Raw genomic sequence first — 21,793 nt, forward strand, 5'->3', positions numbered from 1 at the left:
GTCGATGCCGAGTTCCTCGGCGCCGTCGGCGCGAGCAGAATCTCCGGTTGACGGACCTACTCGAGTGCGGGCAGGATCTGCCGCCATCCGGTATCGGTCACGATTCCGTCGTGATCCTCATCCACGGGGTGAACGACCAGTTCACCATCGTGGATCTGCCTCCACCGCTGCGCGAAGCCATCGGACGGCTTCCCACGCTGCGCCTCGAACAACGTCACGATGCCCGAGTACCCGGGAGCCTTCGCAGTCCTCAGCAGCGAGGACGTGTAGGCGAAGTTCTCGGCGATGTCGCCTGCCAGCTCCGCCGGAAGCTCACGTGCCGGCGCAGCCGGAGCGTCGGCTCGTCGCCCATCCAGCGGCTCGCTGTCCACGAGGCCGACGAAGGCGATCGTCTCCCCCGCATCCGTCAACATCGCGGCCATCGCGTGAGCGAGCGTTCCGCCGAACGAGTACCCGAGCAGGCGGTACGGCCCCCGCGGTTGTTCACGACGTACCGCACCCACGTGATGTTCGACGAGTTCGTCGAAGGTGCCCGGACGATCTCCCTGGGGAAGCTGCAGCCCGACGACCGGACGATCGAGCATCGACGCCAGTGATGCGAACTGCCAGGCGTAACCCCCGGCCGGATGGATGCAGAACAACGGCTCGCCTGTTCCACCCCGCCCGAATCGGATGACATCGTCCGGTACCTCGTCGACACCACCGTCACGCCGGGAGTCGATGAGTTCCGCAACCGACGCAACGGACTGACGCTCGAGCAGCTCCCGGACGTCCACTCGAACGGATGTGTCGCGCTCGAGCCGAGAAACCAACCGCATGGCGGCCAGCGAGTCGCCCCCGCAGTCGGCGAAGCCGTCGTCGGCTCCCACTTCATCCAATCCGAGCAGCTCGCAGAAGAGGGCGGCTACGGTCCACTGGGTCGGTGTACGCAACGAATCTGCGACGTTGCGACGCGGCGGCTCCGGCAGCGCCGCGCGGTCCAGCTTGCCGTTGACTGTGAGGGGGATCGTGTCCGCTCGCACGATCTGCGCCGGCACGAGGTGCGCGGGGACGATCTCGCGCAGTTGTGCGCGCAGGTCGCTCTCCGAGGCGACCTCCTCGCCCACGACGTAGCCGATCAGTCGCGCCACAGGGCCGTTCGATCGGACCGTTGCGGCCGCTCGCGTCACGCCGGGTAACGCTTCGAGTGCCGACTCGACTTCGCCGAGTTCGATTCTGATGCCGCGAATCTTGACTTGGCGATCGACCCGTCCCAGGTATTCCAGGCGGCCGCCGGCGAGATACCGCACGAGGTCACCGGTGCGATACATCCGCTCTCCGGCTGCGAACGGATCGGCGACGAACACGGAGGCCGTCTGTCCGTGCCGACCGCGATACCCGTGCGCGACACCGTCACCGGACATGTAGAGCTCACCGACTGCTCCGACGGCGACCGGACGCAGCCCGGAATCGAGGACACGTGCGAAGGCGTTGCGGATCGGCCGACCCAGGCAGGGACTTTCACTGTCCGCGACGGCCGATCCCATCGCATTGATGGTGAATTCGGTCGGTCCGTAGAGGTCGTAGCCGTCGATTCCGTCCTGTTCACGCAAGCGAGTCCACAATTCCTGCGGAACGGCCTCGCCACCGAGCATCACCAGCTTCGGGGCCCGCTCGTCGTCGAGCAGACCGGCCGCGATCAGCTCCCGTGCATACGACGGAGTCACGTTCACGACTTCGATTCCGACACTTCGATAGTGCTGGACCAGCGTGCGCGGATCGGCTCGCGCCGCCTCGTCGATGACATGCACGTGGTGGCCTGCCAGCAACCAGAACAGCTCTTCCCACGACATGTCGAAGGAGAACGACACGGTGTGCGCGATGCGCAATTGCCGGCCGTCGACGAGCTGCTCTGTCCCGCGGAAGATCTCGTCACGGTGATTGTGATACATCGTCGTCAGACCACGATGACCGACCTGGACGCCCTTGGGTGTACCCGTCGATCCCGACGTGTAGATGACGTAGGCGGGCTGGTCCGGATGGACGGGTCCACCGATGCGGCGCGTCGGCACATCCGGTGCGGGACGAGACCCCGACAGCACCTCGGCCACCGCGGGCTCCGCGAGATCGACGACGGAAATCCCTGGCAGTCCGGCAACTACCTCCCCCGCCCGCTCGGTCCGCGCATCAGCCGTGACGACAGTGCGGGCGCCGCTGTCGAGCACGATCTCCCGCAGTCGCGAACCCGGATGTTCGAGGTCGAGCGGCAGGTACGAGGCGCCGGCGCGCATCACCGCGAAGATCGCCACGACATGATCGGCGATACGCGGCAGCATCAGCGCGACCAGATCGCCGGCGCCGACGCCGGACGCAACCAGGTACCGTGCCAGCGCGGTCACGCGGTCGTCGAACTCCCGAGCTGTCAACGTCTCCGGGCCACAGGTCAATGCGGGTGCATCAGGAGTCGAGGCAGCACGCTCGCACAGGAGTGCGTCGATACTTCCTCCCACTGCGCCGGGCAGCGGGATCGCCACGCGGGGCGCCGTCAGCGCGGTAGGTTCGAGTTCGCTGTATCCGCGGCCGGATTCGGCCACCGTGACCGCACCTCGCGCCTGAAGTCCTGCGATCTCGACGAGCATGCCCGTCATGACCTCGAGAAGCGACGCGGCGGTCTCGTCGTCGACGAGATCGGGGCGGTTCTCGATGGTCACCTCCATCGCACCGCTTCGACTCCTGGGATCGACATCGACGGTGATCGCATAGTGAGTGGCGTCCGTCGCGTCCGCAGCGATGATCCCTGCGCGCTCGAACACACCGAATCGCGTCGCGTCTCCACCGACGTTGCGGAACACCAGCAGCGTGTCGAACAGCACCCCGAAACCGGCTGCCCGGGCGATCTCGCCCAGCCCGGCGTGCTGGTGTTCGATCAGACGGCTCTGTTCGACGAACAACTGGCGCAGCATGTCCGACAGGGCCGACGCCGAGCGCAGGCGCACGCGGACGGGCACGGTGTTCAGCGTCAGCCCGACCATGCGATCGACGTCGGGGACCAGCGGGTCGCGACCAGACACGGTGGACCCGAAGACCACGTCGTCGCGGCCGGTGAACCGGCGCAGCGTGAGCGCCCACGCGAGCGACATCACGGTCGACACGGTCACGCCGTGCTCCGCTGCGACCGCCGCGATCTCGTCACGTACGGAATCGTCGAGCCCGGCAGTGACGCGGTTCGGCAGGGACATCGTGCCCGGGTCCGCGTTCGGTGCCACCAATGTGGGTTCGTCGAGGTCGGCCAGGTGCAGTGCCCACGCCTTCGCCGCGACCGTCGTGTCGCGGTCGGCAAGATAGCGCAGGTGATCGGTGAAGTCGGCTGCCGGAAGCAGCACGCGCTGCAGGGCAGCCGCCACCTCCCGATCGCCCTCGCCGCCCTCCTGATGCAATCCGACCAGCATCTTGGCGACGCCGTAGAGGGTGAACAGCTCGGTGAAGAGCACTCCCTGGGACCACGCGTCCGACAGCAGATGATGCTGGGTCAGCACCAGCTGCTCCGCCGAATCGGATCCCGTCGCGAGTACCGCGCGCACCAACGGCGCGCGATCGAGGTCGAAAGGCCGAGAGAACTCCTCCGCCGCCACGACATCGAAGTCGGCGGAGGAATCGATCGTGCGTTCCTCGACCTCGAGTGACACCGGAACGACGACCGCGACCGGCTCCGGGAACATCGAATGTGTGAACGCCGCACCGAGGTTCGGGTAACGACGGACTGTCGCGGTGAGAGCGGCAGCCAGTGCCCGGCGATCGACGGGCTCCGGGAACGTGAAGCGATGCTGGACGTGGTAGCTGTCCGTGGCGCCTCGCCCGCCGGTGACGGATTGGAAGTACATGCCCCGCTGCAGCGGTGTCAGCGGCAGTACCTGCTGCCAGCCCGGATACTCGGCCTCCACGAGTGCTCTTGCAGCGGAGTCCATCTCGACGAGTTCGGAACGCTCGTGCGCCCCGTCCTCTCCGGTCGTCATCCGTACGGCACGGTCGGCCAGTTCGCCGAGCGTGTCGCACTCGAACACGTCGGCGACGGCGATGCGCACACCGCGTCCGGACGCGGACGAGACGAACCGGACCGCGGCGATGCTGTCGCCGCCGAGCGCGAAGAAGTTCGACTGCAGGTCGATCTCGGTACCGAGCACTTCTTCCGCTGCCGCAGCGAGATCGGCGGCAACCGATACCGGCACCTGTTCAGCGGTGGCCGCGAGCGCACTGCTCACCGACGCCGTCTCGGACGGTAGTGACGTCGGAGACGGCAGGGCTGCACGGTCGAGCTTGCCGTTCAATGTGCGGGGCAGTGTCTCGACAACGGTGATCGACTGGGGAACGAACTGATCCGGTAGTACCTCCGCGAGGGCCTGACGCATCCGGGCGGGATCGGCGGTCGCGCCGTCCGTGACGACGACATACCCGAAGAGTCGGGCGCTTCCGTCCGCGATCGCAGCGACCCTCGCTGCCGCGTCACCGACGCCGGGCAACGCACGCAACGCGGTCTCGACTTCACCGAGCTCGATCCGGAACCCGCGCACCTTGACCTGGTCGTCCGTGCGCCGCAGGTATTCGATCCGGCCGCGACGTGTGCGTACCGCGTCGCCGGTCCGGTACAGGCGCTCCCCCGGCCGCCGAGGGTCGGCGACGAAGCGGGCTGCGGTGAGGGCCGGTCGATTCAGGTAGCCGCGGGCGATCTGTGTGCCACCCAGATACAGCTCGCCGAACGCCCCTTCCGGAACCTCGCGGAGGAGGTCGTCGAGGATGCGGGCCTGCACGTCGATCCAGGGTTCACCGATCGTGACCGGCGCGCCCTTCGTGAGCCGGTCCGCCGTCGCCCACACCGTGGCTTCCGTGGGGCCGTAGACATTCCAGACCTCGTCGCTCACGGTGGTCAGCTGCTCGGCCAATTCTGCGGGTACCGCCTCACCGCCGACCAGAGCACGCGTCACGCGCACCGAGGGCACGGTCAGGAGCAGTCGCCACAGCGAAGGGGTCGCCTGCACGACCGTGGCGCCGGTGGTCGTGATCAGCGCAGAGAGCTTCTCCGGATCGATCACCGACGCACGCGGAGCCACCACGACGGACGCGCCGACCACCAGCGGACACAGCAGTTCGAGCACCGCGATGTCGAACGACACGGTGGTCACCGCGACCACGCGATCGTCCGGACGGACCCATTCCAGCGTGCTCACCGCATCCGCGAAGGCCGCGAGATTGGACGAGGTCACCATGACGCCCTTGGGTTTTCCGGTCGTCCCCGAGGTGTGGATGATGTACGCCAACCCGTCGTCGGCGACGGGCACTTCCGGCAGTGCCGCATCGGCATGCCGGTCTGGATCTGCGGCGTCCACCCGCACCGTCGGAAGGTCCATCCACGCGATGTCGTCGACGGTGGCGCCCGATGCCAGTACACAGACCGGCCGGGCGTCGTCGATCATGTACCGCACGCGATCACGGGGGTAGTCGACGTCCAGCGGCAGATAGGTGGCACCGCACCGGAGTACCGCGAGCAAGGCCACCGGAAGGTCCCTGTCCCTGCCGACGGCGACCCCGACGACGGATCCTGGCCGCACCCCGCGTGAGGTCAATTCGCGCGCCACCGCGTCCACGTGAGCTCCCGCCTCGCGATAGCTCGTCTCCTGCCCGTCCGCGACGATGGCTGTGGCCTCGGGTCGCTCGCCGACCTGGAGCAGGAACCGCTCCACGATCGACTGCGGGGCCACCTCGCGCATCGGTCCGTTCGCGGCGACGATGCGATCGAGTCGTGCGATGGGCCGGTCCGGCTGCTCGATGATGTGGATGAGCGTGAGGTGAAGCTCGTCGAGCATATGGACAACCGTGTCGGCATCGAACAGGTCGGCCGCCGCTCCCAGACGGATCTCGGCCTGAGCATCGCGCTCACGGAGCCAGACGGCGACGTCCATGCGCGCCGGCGGATCGAGCGGTTCGACGGGAGTTGCGGTGACATCTCCCAGCGCGATCGGTGCGCCGAGGACCTCGTGCCCGACCATCGTCTGGAACAGCGGGTGGCGTCCGGCCGCACGCTCGGGTGCGATCGCGTCCACGACACGATCGAACGGCACGTGCTGATGCTCCAGTGCGTCGAGCCCGGCGGTACGCACCCGGTCGAGGACCTGTCGGGGCGTCGGGTTTCCACTCAGGTCGATCCGGTGCACGGTCGTGTTCACCAGGTACCCGACAGTGTCGCGGAATCGTCCGTCCTCGAGGAGTTCCCGATCCGAGACCGTCGTGCCCAGAGGAATGTCGGTGCCCGCTCCGAACCGCTGCCACGTCAACGCGACTGCGGCCTCGAGCAGCATCAGTGCCGATACCCCGTGATGAATCGCAGCACGCTGCAGACCCTTCGTCGTCGTCTCGTCGAGCCGGCGTGAGGCTTCGACGGATCGATGCGTCGACTGCCGCGGGCGTGGCCGATCGGTCGGCAGTTCGAGCTCGGACGGCAGGGCGACGAGCTGTGCGGACCAGTACTGCAGTGCACGTTCCGCATCGGCAGAGCGCGTGCGTGTCCGGTCTGCCGCGGCGAACTCGTCGAAGGCGGGTACTGCGGAGGGCAGTTGTGGAGCCCTCCCCGCCAGTCGTTCGCGATATGCCAGGGCCAGGGCGTCGAGCAGCACTGGCACCGATGCACCGTCCACCGCGATGTGGTGGATCACGATCACGATGGCCACCCATCCGGGCCCCCGGAGTTGGGCGGCACGTGCAGGCACGTCGGACTCGATGTCGAATGCCGAGTCCGGGTCCTGGATTTCGAGGCGCACAGCAGTGTCGAGGTCGAGGCCTGTGCTGCGGTCGCGCAGTTGCGGGATCGCCGTCTCCGGCAGCACGTGCACTCGGGGTTCACCGTTGTCCCCCGCGGGATAGCAGGTACGAAGAATCGCGTGGTGTTCCAGCAGATCTCGCCATGCCGCGTTCAGGGCCTGAGTGTCGAGGGCATCGGACAGCGCGAGGACGATGGGAACGTCGTGAGCTCGGGATCCGCTGTCCAGCCGCTGCACGATCCACAGACGTTCTTGGGCGGACGACAGCACCGATTCGCCGGAGAGCTCCGGTGCGGGTGCATCCGGCACCTCGAGCGCGTCGACGCTCTGCGCGCGGACCGCAAGTGCGCGGGGCGTGCGCGCCGCGAAGATGTCGGCAACCGTGACGACGATGCCTTGCCGTCGCAGGCTGCTCACCGCACGCATCGCCACCAGCGAGTGCCCACCGCGATCGAAGAAGTCGTCGTCCGGGAGCAACGCGGTCTCGAGTACCTCACCCAACCGCGCCGTGACGGTGTCCACGACGTGCGGCGCCCCCGAACCTCCGGTGGCCGCCGGCACGCGCGGGGCGATGCTCCGCGGCGGCAGCATCTCGATCGTGTCCGGCACGAACTCGGCCGCCGGACGATCCAGGCCCTCGATCATGTGGGCGAGCACGATCGGAAGCGCCTCCGCGATCATCTCCGCCGTTCGCCCGTCCACGACCACCGGGTTGTGGTCGACGACCAGGCGGAAGCGGTCGCCGGGGGGAGCCAGCAGCGACAACGGGTACTGCGTCGTGCTGATGTTGCCGATCCCGATGATGTGTGTCGAATCGCCGGAATCGGCAGAGTCCGCACCGAACCTCGCGGGATAGTTCTCGAAGACCACCAGGGTGTCGAACAGACCGGTTCCCCCTCGCACGGTGCTGCAGGTCTCGATCTCGGACAACGGCAGGTGCTCGGCGTCACCGAGGTCGTACTGTTCACGTTGGCTGTCCTGCAGCACTTCCCGCAGCGGGCGATCATCCATGCACATGCGGACCGGCACGGTGTTGCTGAAGAGTCCCACCATCGTTTCGACCCGCGCGAGATCGGCGGGTCGCCCGGACACCGTGGTACCGAAGACCACATCGCCGCGCCCGACGAGCGCGGACAGCACGGCACTCCACGCCCCCTGTACGAAGGTGTTGACGGTCAGCCCGTTCTCACGCGCGGCATCCGCGAGCCGCGGACCGAGCGCGTCGTCGACCGTGATCTCGGTTGCCACGGGGTGTTCCGCGGTGCCCTCTCCTCGAGCGACCAAGGTGGGCTCGGTCAGCCCTTCCAGACGCCGACGCCACGCTGCGTGCAGTGCGTCCCGGTCCAGGCGTGCCAGCCACCGCAGGAAGTCGGCGTAGTCCGGCGCACTCGGCAGACCGGTGGCGCCGTGGTTGTAGAGGTGGACCAGTTCGCGCAACACGATCGGAGTCGACCACCCGTCGGTCACGAGGTGGTGCGCATTGAGGATCAGTTGTGTCCGCGCCCCGGGAAGCCGCAGCACGTGTGCCGCTAGCAGCGGTCCACGACGGACGTCGAAGACCCGGCCCGTGGCACTGCGGTGTGCCTCTGCCGCTGCGGCTTCTGCCGCAGCCTGGGGAAGATGACCGAGATCGGAGACACGCCAGGGGATGTCGGCGACCCGCGGGATCGTCGCTGCAGGCTCGTCCACGCCTTCGAAATGGAAGCCGGCCGCCAGATTCCGGTGCCGGGCGACGACGGCGGTGAATGCGGACTGCAGCCGATCGACGTCGAGTTCGCCGGCGAGATCGACGACCGCTGTCAGGACGTACGGGTCGTGATCGGTGAAGCGGGCCGCGTGCGCGAGCAGACCCTCCTGCAGTGGCGAGAGCGGCAGGATTTCGGCCAACGGTCCGGTCACGGATTCCAGAGCGGAGATCTGACTCTGGGTGACAGCGACGTCGGCGCAGTCGGCCGCGCTCAGGCCGCCGGGGTGAATCGCCGAGTGCGCCGCCAGGCTTTCCAGCGCTCGGCCGAAGTGGTCCTGGAGTGCGGTGACGGCTACCGCGTCGAGCAGTTCGCCCGCGGCGGTCCATTCGATCGACAGCGCCGGACCGTCCGGGCCGTCGTGCACGAACGCGTTGATCGCCAACACTTCGGTGAGCGTTCGCCCGTCCGGCTCCACCACCCCGAATCCGTCGTCTCCGACCGTGCGCCACCCGGCGCCCGACAGACCCGCGGGTTTACCGAGGTAGTTGAGCACGATCTGAGGGGCCGGAAGTGTCGTGAGCGGTTCACCGGCCTCGTCCAGGAATCGCAGAACCCCGTATCCGATTCCGTTGTCACGGAACGACCGCCGACGCGCCTTGATCTCGTGGAGGACCTCGGCGAGCACGTGCCCGCCGCCCGCCGCTTCGGCCAGGCGCTCGTCCGAGTCGATGATCGCGGCCGGCACCGAGACCGGATATTCCGTCGTGAACCAGCCGACGGTCGATCCGCGCTCGACACCTGCGTCCGCGTCGCGGCCGTGCCCCTCCATCAGGACCGGGAAGTCACCGGTCGACGTTCCGCGGAACGCACGTATCGCCACGGCCAGCGCCACGAGCAGCACCTCGTCGGGGCGTGCGCGGTACTTGGAGCACAGGTCGTCGAGGACGGCGGCGGTGACCGCGGACGGCGTGTCCGTTCGCGTCACTGTCGTCGTCGAATGGGTGTCGATTCCGCGACGCAGATCGGATTCTACGAGCACCCGCGATCCCGATCCGAGGACTGCACGCCACGCATCCAGTTCGTCGACGTATCGGTGCATCGCACCGCGGGAGGCCAACTCGGCCGCACGGTGACGCCACGACTCACCGGTGGTGGGCGGGAGTGCCCGACCACCGCAGGCCGCCACCAGGTCGGTCATCAGGACGTTCCAGGACACGGCGTCGACCGCGAAGTGATGGACCACCGTCAGCACGCGATCGCTGCCGTCGGACATGCGAACGATGATCAACCGCAGCAGGTCTCCGATGGCCGGTGACAGTCCGGCCGCAGCCTCGCGTATCCACGATGCCACGTCACGAGTGAAGTCGTCGGCGGAGACCGGTCCGCGTTCCCCGATCTGCACGGGCACGTCGGTCGCGGCCGGGATGTCCACGGATTCACCGTCACGGACGATCATCCGCAGCGCCGGGTGCCGTTCCAGCAGGGTCTTCGCGGCCTCGACCAGCGCGTCACGGTCGACGCCACCGTCGATCTCCACCGCGGTCCACTGTGCGTAGGAGGCCACGTCATCGACTGTGTTGACGGGGTCGACGGGGTCGACACTCAGAATGTTGCGCATGATCGGTGTGGTCGGCGCCGACCCGATTCCGTCGTCGTCCGCGATCTCCGTGTCATCGGCGACCAGCTCGCGTCCGATCTGTGCGAGGGTCGCCAGATCGCGGCCGGACAACAGTTCCTTGGGAGTGAGCACGAGCCCGTGGGTGCGCAGACGGCTGCTGATGCTGATCGCACCGATACTGTCGCCGCCGAGTGTGAAGAGGTCTGCGTCCAGCGACACCTCTGCGACGCCCAGCACCTCGCCGATGACGGCACACAGGGCGTACTCCGCGGGCGTGCCGGGCCTGCGGTTCGCTCCGCCGCTCCCAGCACCGGCGCCGAGCGGATCCGGCAGTCGCTTGCGATCGATCTTGCCGTTGACCGTCACCGGCATCTCGTCGAGAACGATGACGACGGAGGGAACCAGGTGATCCGGCACCCGGGACAGCAGCTCACGCCGGATGTCGTCGCCGGACAGTGCATCATCTTCGGACGTCACGTAGCCGATGAGCTTCGCCGACAGTCCGGATCCCACGACCACCGCGACCGCAGCGGAAACGGAACGGCACTGCGACAACGCGGTTTCCACCTCGCGCAGTTCGACGCGGTGGCCTCGGATCTTGACCTGATCGTCGGCACGACCACGGTATTCGAAACCGGTCTCCGGATTCCAGCGCGCAAGATCTCCGGTGCGGTACATCCGGCCGCCCCCCGCACCGGAACGAACTGCACCGAATGGATCTGCGACGAAGCGGTCGGCCGTAGCACCGGGACGCCCGAGGTAGCCACGGGCGAGTTGAGGTCCGGCCAGATAGAGCTCACCGGTCTCCCCCTCGAGGACGGGCTGCAACGCCGCGTCGAGGAGGTAGGCCGCGGTACCTTCCAGCGGCGTACCGATGTGCACATCGGATCCGGTGACCTCGGCCGCGATCGCGTCCACGGTGGCCTCGGTGGGCCCGTACATGTTGTAGACCCGGGCCGGACTCCGCCCGACCTGTTCGGCCAGCGCAGAGGGCAGTGCTTCACCACCGACGACGATCGTGCCGACGGAGTGCCGCGTGTTCTCGGGGGAAGTCGAGATCAGTCCCGCGTCGACGAGGAACGCCGCCATGGACGGGGTCGTGTCGACGACGTCGATCACGTCGTCCGTGAACTTCTGGATCTGCATATCGGCGTCGCGCTGGATATCGCTGCCGTAGAGATGGATTCGATGTCCGTCGATGATCCACAACAGCGGATCGAGAGAAGCGTCGAATGCGAACGAGGTGGTGTGGGCGACGTGCAATTGCCGTCCACCGGCGCGTGCACGCGCGTCGGCGTACACGGTGCCGCGCTGTCGATGAACAAGATGCGCGAGGCCGCCCGAGCGGACGACCACGCCCTTGGGGGTGCCCGTCGAGCCCGAGGTGAACAAGACGTAGGCCATGTCGTCGGGGTGCGGAGTGGTCGCCAGTTCGTCGGCACGCAACCGGTCGCCGGCGAGTGCGGCGAGCTCGGACTCGATCGGCTCCGATCCGAGTCGCACGATGTCGCATTCCGCATTGGTGACCGGGGGCTCGTCGCTGCAGAGCAGCAACGACGGACGTGCTAGATCGACCAGGCCGTCGAGACGCTCCGTCGGGTACGCCGGGTCGAGCACCACGTAGGCGGCACCGGCCTCCCAGACCGCGAAGATGCATGCCACGATGTCGACGGTCCGCGGAAGCGCGATCGCCACGATGTCGTCCGACCCGACCCCGCGAGATCGGATCAGCCGTGCGAGCCGGTAGCTACGCTCCGCGAGTTGCACCGCAGTCAGGGATGTTTCGGAGTCGGTCAGCACGACGTCGCCGGCGTGGAGAGCCACCATGTCCGCGAACATGTCGGCGACCGATCGCGACCCCGCACCCGGCAGCGCGGCCGGACTCCACCCGTCGGCGGGTCCTCGTCCGCTCAGATCCACCCGGCCGAGCGGCGGGTGATCGGGTGAAGACAGCGCACGAACCAGCGTGGCCAGCCCCTCTACCCTCGCGTCGACCTCGGCCGCGGACACAGTGCGGGCGTCGACCTCGAACCCGAGCATCATTCGCCCACCGTCGATGGGCGTAGCCGTCAGTCCCAGTTCCTCCGGTGGACCACCCGCGACGTTACGCAAGGTTCCGGCGGCCCCGGCGAAGTCGAGGTCGAAATCGAATGCCTTGAGGTTGATCCCGACACCGTGCAGGACGGCACCCGCTCCGGGTGCGGCCAGGTCACGTACGAGATCCTCACCGCGATAACGCTGGTGCTCGCGCAGCTCACCCAGCGCGGTCGCGACCGTCGATCCCAGCGCAGAGATGTCATCGGAGAGCGACACCGAGACCCGCAGCGGCAGCACGTTGACGGCCATCGACGGAGTCGTGAGCGCGGTGCGCGTTGTGCGCACCATGATGGGCAGCGCCAGCACGACGTCGGTGGTCCCGTGCAGTCGTGCAACGAATCCCGCGTAGGCACCGATCAGCAGGTCGGCCCACGTGCATCCGCACTCGTCGGCGATCTGCTCGAGCCGCTTCCTGACGTCGGCATCCAGGATCGCGCGCGCGGAATGCGTCTGCGCAGCAGATCCGAGGTCGGCGCCGCCGCGGCGGCCGTGCAACTCGGGCAGCGGATCGAGGCGTGCGGTCCAGTAGGCACGGTCCAGCGCCGCCTGCTCGGAGTTCCGGTACTCCACGTCCTCGGTGACGACATCGGTGATCGAGCCGAAGGTATTCGGGCGGAGACGCTTTCCGGTCATCGCGGCTGTGTAGCGCGTCGCCACCCGACGGGAGATCATCGCCGCGGAGTAACCGTCGACGATCAGGTGGTGGTACAGCTGAACACACCACACCTGCGTCGACGACAACCGGAGCAGTGTGTAGGTGAAGAGTTCCCGGTGCTCCATGTCGCGAGCTGCACGAGCGGCTTCGGCGCGGATCCGGGTGACTGCCTCGTCCGCTGCGGCGTGAGGATTCTCCTCGTTGCCGAGCTCCAGGACGGGGATCGGCAGCGCGTCGCCGGGGGCGATCCACTGGCGGGGTCCGTCTTCGGTCTCGACGAATCGCAATCTCATCGTCTCGGCCTCGGTGACGGTTGCCGAGATCTCCGCGATGAGCACCGCCAGATCGATCTCCACCCCCGCCGCGGAGCCGTCGATCTCGAGTACCTCACCCACGAGGTAGTACGGCGAATCCGGCTCGAGTCGTTGCGCGTTCCAGATTCCCAGTTGCGCTCCAGTGAGCGGAAGCAACGTCGGGGAAGCGGTCGTAGCGGCAGCGGTCGGGGCCGGGCGTCCTTCGGTGAGTGTCATCTTCCCTGACTCTTCTTGTCGATCTTGCCGACCGACGTGGTCGGAAATTCGGTGACGAATTCGAATCGATCCGGAATCGTGTACGCAGCCACCTGCCGTTCGGCTCGGAGGAAAGCGCGCAGCTGCGACACTGTGGGCATCCCGGACTCGGGGTCGCGCCGGATCACGTACGCACAGATGCGTTCACCCAGAGCGTCGTCCGGAATACCGACGACGGACACGTCGTGGATTTCGTGGTGTGCCAGCAGGTGGTTCTCCACCATCGCCGGCGCGATCTTCTCGCCTCCGCGATTGATCTGGTCCTTGCTCCGGCCCACGACGGTGAGATATCCGCGCGGGTCCCGGACCACGATATCGCCGGTCGCGTAGAACCCATCGGCTGTGAACGACTTCCGGTTGTGCTCCGGCGCCCGGTAGTAGCCGCGGATCGTGTACGGGCCGCGCGTCTGCAGGTGACCCGCCGCGCCGTCGGCCACCGGTGCGCCCGCGTCGTCGACGACCCGTATCTCGTCGTCGGGAGAGATGGGGCGTCCCTGCGTGGTGGTGACGGTCTCGTCGTCATCACCGATGCGCGTGTAGTTGACCAGCCCTTCGGCCATGCCGAATACCTGGGTCAGCGCGCATCCGAGCTCCGGGGCGACCCTGCGGGCCGCTTCCTCCGGAAGTTTTGCGCCGCCCACCCAGACGGACTCGAGGGAGGAGATGTCGCGATCGGCGAGGGCCGACGAGTTCAGCCACGCGATCAGCACCGGCGGTACGAGCGCCGCGTGAGTGACCGCGTGTTCTTCCACCAGTCGCAGGCAGGTGTCCGGGCTGGGATCCGGGGACATCACCACACAACCACCGACGGCGATCATCCCCAGCAGACCCGGCGAGCTCATTGTGAAGTTGTGCGAGATCGGCAATACCGCGAGCATCACCGAGGAACTGTCGATGTCGCAGATGCGCGCGCTCTCCCGCACCGAGTACAGGTAATCGTCGTGGGTGCGCGGGATCAGTTTCGGGGTACCGGTGGTGCCACCCGAGAGCTGGAGGAACGCCACATCCGAGGGCAGAGAGCGCTCCACTCGAGGCAAGGGTGGACCTGTTGCCCAGGATTCGTCCCCTATCGGAACGACGAAGGTCGAGATGTCAGGGAAATCGGTATCGATCTCGGTCGCGAGGTCCCCGTACGAGGTGAGACCGAACTTGTCGACGGTGACATACCCGCGGGCCGTTGCCGCCGTGCAGAACTGGCGGATCTCGGCGGAACGGTGTGCGGCCAGCGCGAACACCGGCAACGCGCCGATCTCGAACAGCGCGAACACTACCTCGACGTACTCGACAGTGTTCGGCATGTGGACGATCACGCGGTCGCCGCGGCCGAGCCCCTCGGCGGCGAACGCACCCGCGATGGCCTGCACGCGCTCCGAGAGTTCGGCGTAGGTCAGTGTGCGTCGCGGATCCACCACCGCCGGTCGATCCGGATGTGCCGACACCGCGCTGTCGAGGAGCGCCGAATGTGTCTGCCCGATCCAGTATCCCTTCTCGCGGTACTGCGCAGCGAACTCTGCTGGATAGTCCACCACCCCGTCGAGCCGAAGCGGGGAGATGGACATCGTGTGAACGGAACTCTTCGTCATTGCATCCCTCTTGCTTCGGTCTTCAGCGGGATGATCGACTCCGCCCGCTGCACTGTGAAGTCCTGTACTGCGCGCGCGATCATCACCGATGCATGCTCCACGCATCCCACAGTTCGCAGTAGCGGCCACCGCGTGCGATCAATTGCTCGTGGGTACCTTCCTCTGGCACCGTCCCGTTCTCCATCAACAGAATTCGGTCTGCGTCTCGGGTCTGCCCCAGACGATGTGCGACGACGAGCGCGCTGCGCCCGTCGAGCGCCGCGCGGGCGGCACGCTCGAGCAGCGAAGCACCGGCGCTGCCGGCATCGGCGGTGGCCTCGTCGAGAATCACCATCGGCGGGTCGGCAAGCACCAGCCGCGCCAATGCGAGTTGCTGGGCCTGCATGGGCGTGAGCGGATGTCCGGCGTCGCCGACGACGGTGTCGAGCCCGTCAGGAAGCAGATCGAACCAGTCTCCGGCGAGCACGGTCCGCAACGCCGCCTCCATCGCGGCGTCGTCGGCTGCCGGATTCGCCAGAGCCAGATCGTCACGCAGCGATCCGGCGAAGACATGCACTTCCTGCGTGACCAGGGTGATCCGCTGCGCACGCTCGGTTTCCGGTACATCGACGATGTCGACGCCGCCGAATCGGATGGCGCCCGAATCGGGGGTCCGGACGCCTGCGAGCAGTGCCGCCAGCGTCGACTTACCCGCCCCCGACGATCCGACGACGGCGACGGTTTCGCCGGGTGCGACATCGAGGTCGATGCCGCGGATGACGTCGCGTCCGGGCGCGTATCCGAACGTCACGTTCCGAACTGCGAGCGCGCCCCGCGACGGCAGACGTGGCTTCCGCGATTCGGCAGTCCGCCCCTCATCGCCCTCGCCTTCCTCGCTCTCCTGTGCGGCGCGGACCTCGATCACACCGACGATCCGTGCGAGCGACGCGAGCGCCGACTGCAACTCGTCGATGACGAGGAGGAGGTCGTCGATCGGCGCGAACAGCCTGAGGAACAGCAGCATTGCCGTCGTCGTTGCCCCCACGGTCAATGCATCGGCACCCACCAGCAGGTATCCGGCGACGAGCAGGCCTGCCATGACGATGAACTGACCGGAATTGAGCCGTCCGTAGAACCGGTTCTGCACGATGCGTGCACGCATCGACCAGCGCACGACTTCCCACGAGTGCGATCCGATGCGCTCTGCGAGTCTCGGCGACAGGTCGTACGCGTGCACCGTGCGGAGCCCGCGCACCCCGCCCAGAACCTGCTGCGCTCGAAGCCCCATCGCCGCCCGCTCGGCCGCGTAGATCGCCGGCGCCTTGCGCAGGTACCAGCGGACCGCGAACACGTAGATCGGCAGAGCCACCACGAGCACCGCGAGGAAACGCCAGTCCAGCGCGGTCAGTCCCACGGCGGTGAGCAGCACCGTGAACAGCGATGTCGACAGCGCCGGCACCACCGTGCTGATCGCTCGGGACACCTCTTCGACGTCGTCCGTGGCCCGCGATACGAGATCGCCGCTACCCGCAGCCTCGACACGTTCGAGTGGCAATGAGAGGCTCGTCGTGAACATCCGCTCACGCAGTCGCGCCAGAATCGTCTCGAAGAGCCTGGAAGACAGGATGACTCCCAGTGATGTGAATCCGGCAAAGGCAAGCGCCGCGCCGATCATGGCCGCGCCCAGCAGCCAGATCCGGCCCGTACCGTTTCCATCGATGACGGTGTCGACCATGCGGCCGAGAGCCCAGGGCGGAACGAGGCCGAGCGCGGCTCCGACGACCATGGTCGCCACTACCGTGATCAGGCGGGTGCCCTGCCCGTGCAGTGCGCGACGGACCTCGTGCCACACGGATCGCGCGTCGGCGATCGGAAATTTCGCTGATTCGGAAATCGACTGGGTGGTCATCGCGAAGGCTCCATCAGCGTCGAATCTTTATCGGTGCTCGTTTCCCCGGAGGCAGCGTCGATACGCCACACGCTCGATGCTGCCGCCAACAACGCCGGCGACGAGGTGAACACGATAGTGGTCTTTCCGGCCCGTGCAGCCGCGATGCGCCCGGCGACGGTCGCTTCCGTCACCGAGTCGACGGCCGTCGTCGGGTCGAGCAGGACCAGGATGTCCGGGTTCGCGGCGAGTGCTCGTGCCAGCGACACGCGCTGCCGCTGGCCCCCCGACAGCAGCCGACCGGCCTCTCCGACATCGGTGGCAAGCCCGTCGGGAAGCGTTGCCAGCACATCGTCGCAGGCTGCTGCAAAGACAGCACGGGTCACGGTGTCGTCGGTGACGTCGGTAGCCGCGGTGATGTTCTCCCCGATCGTTCCCTCGAACAGGTCGCTCTCGTGCGGGGCGACGAGCAGGGTTCGTGTGCGTGCTTCATGATGCAGATCTCGGACATCCACTCCGCCGACGGTGATCGCGCCGGCGTCCGGGTTCGCCTGTCCGGCGAGCACGTCGGCGAACGCAGCAGTGGTGACGGCGTCCGTTTCGACAGCGACGAAATCTCCCTCGGGGACGTGGCGGTCGACATCGATCGCGGCACCGCACGCAACACCGTCGAAGCGCAGTTCGAAGCCGTGCAGAGCCGGCGCGTCAGCGGCGTCTTCATTCGAGTACGGTGCCTGCAGCACGGTGAGGACGCGTTCCGCCGAGGCCAACGCCTGAGCCCAGATAGCGCCGAAGTTCGCGGCGAATGCTTGAAGAGGTCCCATCACGAACTGGGTCACTGCGACCACGGTGATGAGCTGGCCGATAGTGAGCTCACCGCCGACCGCCATCAATCCGGCAGCGATCGCGACCCCGGCGATGAACAGCCCGGAAACGATCTCCATCGATCCCAGGTAACCCGCGCGCGCGACATTCGCCTTGAGCGTGCCCTGCAGAGCACGTTCGCTGGCAGCCAGGTACCGGCGTCCCGCCTCGTGTTCCGCGCCCAGGCCCTTGACGATCCTGAAGCCACCCACGAGATCCGCTGCGGTACCTGCAGCCTCTCCTGCCACCTGCTGTTCCTGCATGCTTCGCCTGCGCAACGGTGAGCCTGCGCGGTCCATGACCCAGAGCATCAATGGCGCAGCCACCAGGATCGCCAATCCGAGCGGCCAGGAGATGAAGAGCAGGATCAGCGCCGAGAAGACCACGGCGGCGAATTCGCCCAGGGGGTACACGACGACAGCGACGGCCATGGCGAGCTGGCGTGCGTCGGATGTCGCGATGCTCAAGAGCATTCCGGGTTGCCGCCGCGGACCACCCATTCCACGCGCATCGAGGATCCGGTCGGTGATCCTCGTCCTCACCTGGTGCTGAATCGACTGCATCCCGAGGAACCCGATGCGGGATCCGAACCGGAAGGTGAACGACACAAGTGCGAAATCGACGGCGAGCACGACGACCCACAGCACCAGTTGGCCCGAGTCGTTGGTGCTGATCGCACGGTCGATTGCCACGCCCATGATGACCGGAACCAGCGCTCCGCACAGCTGATGGATGATCAGCAGAAGACCACCCGGGACCGTGTATTTCTTCGCAGCGAACATCGTCCGCAGCGTCAACTCCCGCGGGGTCGTGCTTTCGGTGACCTCTATGTGTTTGGTGCGCAGCGGTGTCGCAGGCGCCTCGAAGAAGACTGGCAGTCGCATGTACTCGGCTCTCCTGGCCATGGCGGAGCCACCGATGACCAGCGGCTCCGAGCGGTAGGTAGGTCAGTGGGTCAGCACGGTGCCGAACACTGCGGGTGACCCGTCCCGGCGTTCGTGCGCGCACGGAAGTAGGCTCGTGGCGGGCCGAGAGCGAATCCACGGGCATCCAGGTGCACGAATTCAGCACTGGCACAACATGAGCCCGAACTTACGCACAGAACCCGGACACGCTCCGTAGACACAATCCGCCCCTCACCCGACATCAGTAATGGGAGCCTAACCTACCTAGGGTCCGCCAGTACAGAGCTAGCCCGAAGCGTGGCGCGCCGACCAGCATGCGCAGCTCATCGTGGGCCGGTTTCACCCGACAGAAAGGCCAACGAGGTGGTCGATACGGTCCGGCGCCGGGCAGTCGTAGGCAAAGCAGACTCCTCGCCATGGAAGCATCCAAGGCGAGGCCGGCTATGGAGGCGCTGCCCCGCCCGGCATGCCAGGTACCTACGAGTCCCGGCCGCCGGCCTGTTGAGCACGCAGCACGCCCAGCCAGTGCTCGATCCGCTGGTCCTCCGCCAAGGAGATGAAATCGACGCCGGGTAAGCCGGCAGACCTCCAGAGTTGCACGATTTCCATGACTCGTACCGAATCCATCCCCTGGTCGCGAAGGTCGGCATCGATGTCCAGGTCGTCGACATCGACATACAGAATGGATGCGATATCGGACAGGGCTTGTTCCTCGGTGACGCTCATCTGCTCGCTTTCGATACGACTCGGTTCCAACTCAGCTGGTGAGGTCCTGTTCGACCTGGTCCAGCAGCGCAAGCTGCCCACTGGGTGAGCCGAAGATCAGGTCACGCTGGAAGGCGAACACCTGACCGTTCTGCACAGCCGGAAGATTCATGTAGAGCGGATTGCCTTCGAGCGGCGTCAGCGAGTTCTCGTCCGAGTCCGCACCCTTGGTGGTCACCAGAACATCGACGTCGGACAACTGGCTCAGTTCCTCGACGCTGATCGTCACGCCTTTGCCATCGTTGGATCGTGCACCCTCGTACACGTCGATTCCCAGATCGTCGTACACCGAGCAGATCGCCTGGCACGCGAGGTACACCTGGCCATCGAAGAACGACGCCGGGGCAACGGTCAGTCCGTCGGCTCGGGAACCGATGGCCTCCTTCACTTCGGCAATCCGGTCCTCGTACGTCTTCGTCCATGCGTCGTACTGCTCGGTGCGATCGAGATCGCGAGCGGTCTGCTCGAAGTGCTCACGCCACGGAGTACCGTCGAATCCGTTGTAGCTGTACGTCGGCGCGATCTCCGGAAGCGTCGTCAGCGTGTCCGGCTCGTACGCAAGGCTGTTCAGAATGAAGTCCGGATCGGCGGTCGCCAGGGTTTCGTAATCGAACTCCGGGAAGTTCGCGAAGGTCTGCACACCCTCGATCGCGTCGGACGGGAGATACGAGGGCAGGCTGTCGTACTCGGCCCGAATCGGCTGCAGCTTCGCCAGCGGAAATCCGAGGGTGAGCAACACGTCGACATCGGTGGTGTACATGCCCAGTGCCGCTTGTGGATCCGTGGGGATCTCCACCGTGCCGTTCGGCGACTCCACCGACCTGGTCCCGGAGTCGCTTTCACTGTCCGAACCACACGCGCCGACTGCGAAGGCCGTGGCCATCGCAGCCACTCCCGCCACGGATCGGTGAAAACGTCGATTCATTCTTGTCCCCTTCGCTACATGCACTCGCGATTCTGTGGGTGTTTTGTCCCGAGTGTCGCTAGTCAACATAGCCGAGCTCTAGGGCTTCCATGAGGTCGCACTCGCGATGAAAGCGTTGCAGGACATCAAGAATTCGGCGCCGGTGACACCCTCGCCGCGTCGGAAAGGCTGGTAGAGGTCGATGCTCAGACCGAGTTCGGCGCTGCGAGTAGCCACCTCGACCGCGGGCAGCGGCGACTTTTCAAGGTCTGCGTCGAGGATCTCGACGCCGTCGAACCCTACCGTGGCGACGCCGTCGAGTTTGTCCTCGAGAGTTCCGCCGAGCGACACCGTGGCGATCCAGGTCTTCACTGATTCTCCTTTGTAGTCATTCGCTCGACCGGCCGGTTACAGACCGGCCGCGTCGTAGAGGCGAGAGACTTCGTCGACGACCTCCTCGATGTCACGGTCACTCTCGTACAGAGCGCGCACCGTCGCTTGAAACTCTTCGCCGAGTGCGTCGTATCGCGCTCGCCATTCCTCCGCCTTGTCGGTCCAGTAACCGATGCTCTTCTGGCCGTCCGGGGCCAGTGCTCTTTCGTGTCGGAGGTATGAGCGGGCAGTGCGGGTCAGACGCGTCTCACCCGCGACCCAGACATACGTCTCGTCGTCGATGGTCAAGCGGCGTAGTGCTTGGAGCAGCTCGCTGGGCGAGTATCCGTTACCGGTTCCACGTAGCCATGTGTAGGCGACGCCGTCAGCGTCTGCTGTGAGCTGGAACTCCTGTCCGCGAACCTCTGCGATCAGCACTGTCTCGATGTCGCTCGACGTCGACTCCGCGAGACGAAGTGCTGCTGGCAGCGCGGGCTCGTCGGCGATCAGAACCTGCTTCGTTGCCCAGTGCGGGCGTGCGTACAGCGCCTTGGGGGGATTGATTCCCACAGACTGTCCCGCGCGTGCCTGCCCAGCCCATACGGCGGCGATACCGCCTTCGTGGACGACGAAATCGATATCGATCTCTCCTCTTCGGTGCCCACGAATGGTGTAGGTGCGCATCTGGGAAGGCGCCACATCCTCCGGGTACTCCCAACCTCGATCCGTGACGAAGGGTAGCCGCACGTCGTCGTCGGGAGAGTCGGGGAAGAACAACCGGACGAACTCGTCCCCGACACCGGTAGTCGGATAGTCCTGCATGTCGGCCCCTCCGAACACGACCCGAATCATGCCTGGGCCGAGGCGACGTACGTCGATCACTTCGGCGCGGTGAATACGGGGCTCGTACGAGGCGGGTAGGTCCGGGTAGTATTTCGTTGCGCTCAATTTTCCTCCGCTATCTCGATTACGATGAATTGCAGCTTCTCTCGACCGGATACGGTCTTGCCGGTGTTCGATCGAACGTATCGTCCGCATTGACTGAGGGAGCCGCCGGCCAAGCGGCATTGTCCCAGGGCCGCCGATCAGTAGACCGCGTTCGCCGCTGCTTCAACCTG

General features: G+C 66.5%; 8 protein-coding genes. All 8 read right to left on the reverse strand.

All coding sequences use genetic code 11. The features are described from left to right. Positions 1-56: 56 nt before the first annotated feature. Entirely contained in the window at positions 57-13,376 is a 13,320-nt protein-coding gene (locus tag Q7514_RS16130) for a non-ribosomal peptide synthetase (protein ID WP_330134296.1), read from the reverse strand. Next, the gene (locus tag Q7514_RS16135; protein WP_408016109.1) at positions 13,373-14,998 is read right to left on the reverse strand and encodes a (2,3-dihydroxybenzoyl)adenylate synthase; all 1,626 of its coding nucleotides are present in this window, start codon (positions 14,996-14,998) and stop codon (positions 13,373-13,375) included. Before Q7514_RS16135 ends, Q7514_RS16130 begins: the two co-directional genes overlap by 4 nt. Positions 14,999-15,080: 82 nt before the next feature. Then, a complete protein-coding gene (locus Q7514_RS16140) occupies positions 15,081-16,886 on the reverse strand; it encodes an ABC transporter ATP-binding protein (protein ID WP_330134297.1) in 1,806 nt (601 codons plus the stop codon). Further along, positions 16,883-18,613, reverse strand: coding sequence for an ABC transporter ATP-binding protein (locus Q7514_RS16145; protein ID WP_330134298.1), 1,731 nt, complete (start codon positions 18,611-18,613; stop codon positions 16,883-16,885). The genes Q7514_RS16140 and Q7514_RS16145 overlap by 4 nt, the downstream gene beginning before the upstream one ends. A 498-nt stretch (positions 18,614-19,111) precedes the next feature. Beyond that, positions 19,112-19,360 (reverse strand): phosphopantetheine-binding protein, encoded by a 249-nt coding sequence (locus Q7514_RS16150; RefSeq protein ID WP_330134299.1) that lies wholly within the window; start codon positions 19,358-19,360, stop codon positions 19,112-19,114. A gap of 31 nt (positions 19,361-19,391) precedes the next feature. After that, a complete protein-coding gene (locus tag Q7514_RS16155; RefSeq protein ID WP_330134300.1) occupies positions 19,392-20,324 on the reverse strand; it encodes an ABC transporter substrate-binding protein in 933 nt (310 codons plus the stop codon). Between the two features lie 78 nt (positions 20,325-20,402). Beyond that, positions 20,403-20,675 carry a hypothetical protein gene (locus Q7514_RS16160; protein WP_330134301.1) on the reverse strand — a complete coding sequence of 91 codons (273 nt, stop codon included), beginning with the start codon at positions 20,673-20,675 and terminating at the stop codon, positions 20,403-20,405. Between the two features lie 36 nt (positions 20,676-20,711). Continuing rightward, positions 20,712-21,623 carry a siderophore-interacting protein gene (locus Q7514_RS16165; protein WP_330134302.1) on the reverse strand — a complete coding sequence of 304 codons (912 nt, stop codon included), beginning with the start codon at positions 21,621-21,623 and terminating at the stop codon, positions 20,712-20,714. Positions 21,624-21,793: the final 170 nt, after the last annotated feature.

Source organism: Rhodococcus artemisiae, assembly GCF_036327795.1.
Taxonomy (GTDB): Bacteria; Actinomycetota; Actinomycetes; order Mycobacteriales; family Mycobacteriaceae; genus Rhodococcus; species Rhodococcus artemisiae.

What these genes read in the sequence shown, in the direction of transcription:
- Q7514_RS16145 (WP_330134298.1), bottom strand. Translation starts at nt 18,613, where the DNA reads ATGCGACTGCCAGTCTTCTTCGAGGCGCCTGCGACACCGCTGCGCACC.
- Q7514_RS16155 (WP_330134300.1), bottom strand. Translation starts at nt 20,324, where the DNA reads ATGAATCGACGTTTTCACCGATCCGTGGCGGGAGTGGCTGCGATGGCC.
- Q7514_RS16130 (WP_330134296.1), bottom strand. Translation starts at nt 13,376, where the DNA reads ATGACACTCACCGAAGGACGCCCGGCCCCGACCGCTGCCGCTACGACC.
- Q7514_RS16135 (WP_408016109.1), bottom strand. Translation starts at nt 14,998, where the DNA reads ATGACGAAGAGTTCCGTTCACACGATGTCCATCTCCCCGCTTCGGCTC.
- Q7514_RS16150 (WP_330134299.1), bottom strand. Translation starts at nt 19,360, where the DNA reads ATGAGCGTCACCGAGGAACAAGCCCTGTCCGATATCGCATCCATTCTG.
- Q7514_RS16140 (WP_330134297.1), bottom strand. Translation starts at nt 16,886, where the DNA reads ATGACCACCCAGTCGATTTCCGAATCAGCGAAATTTCCGATCGCCGAC.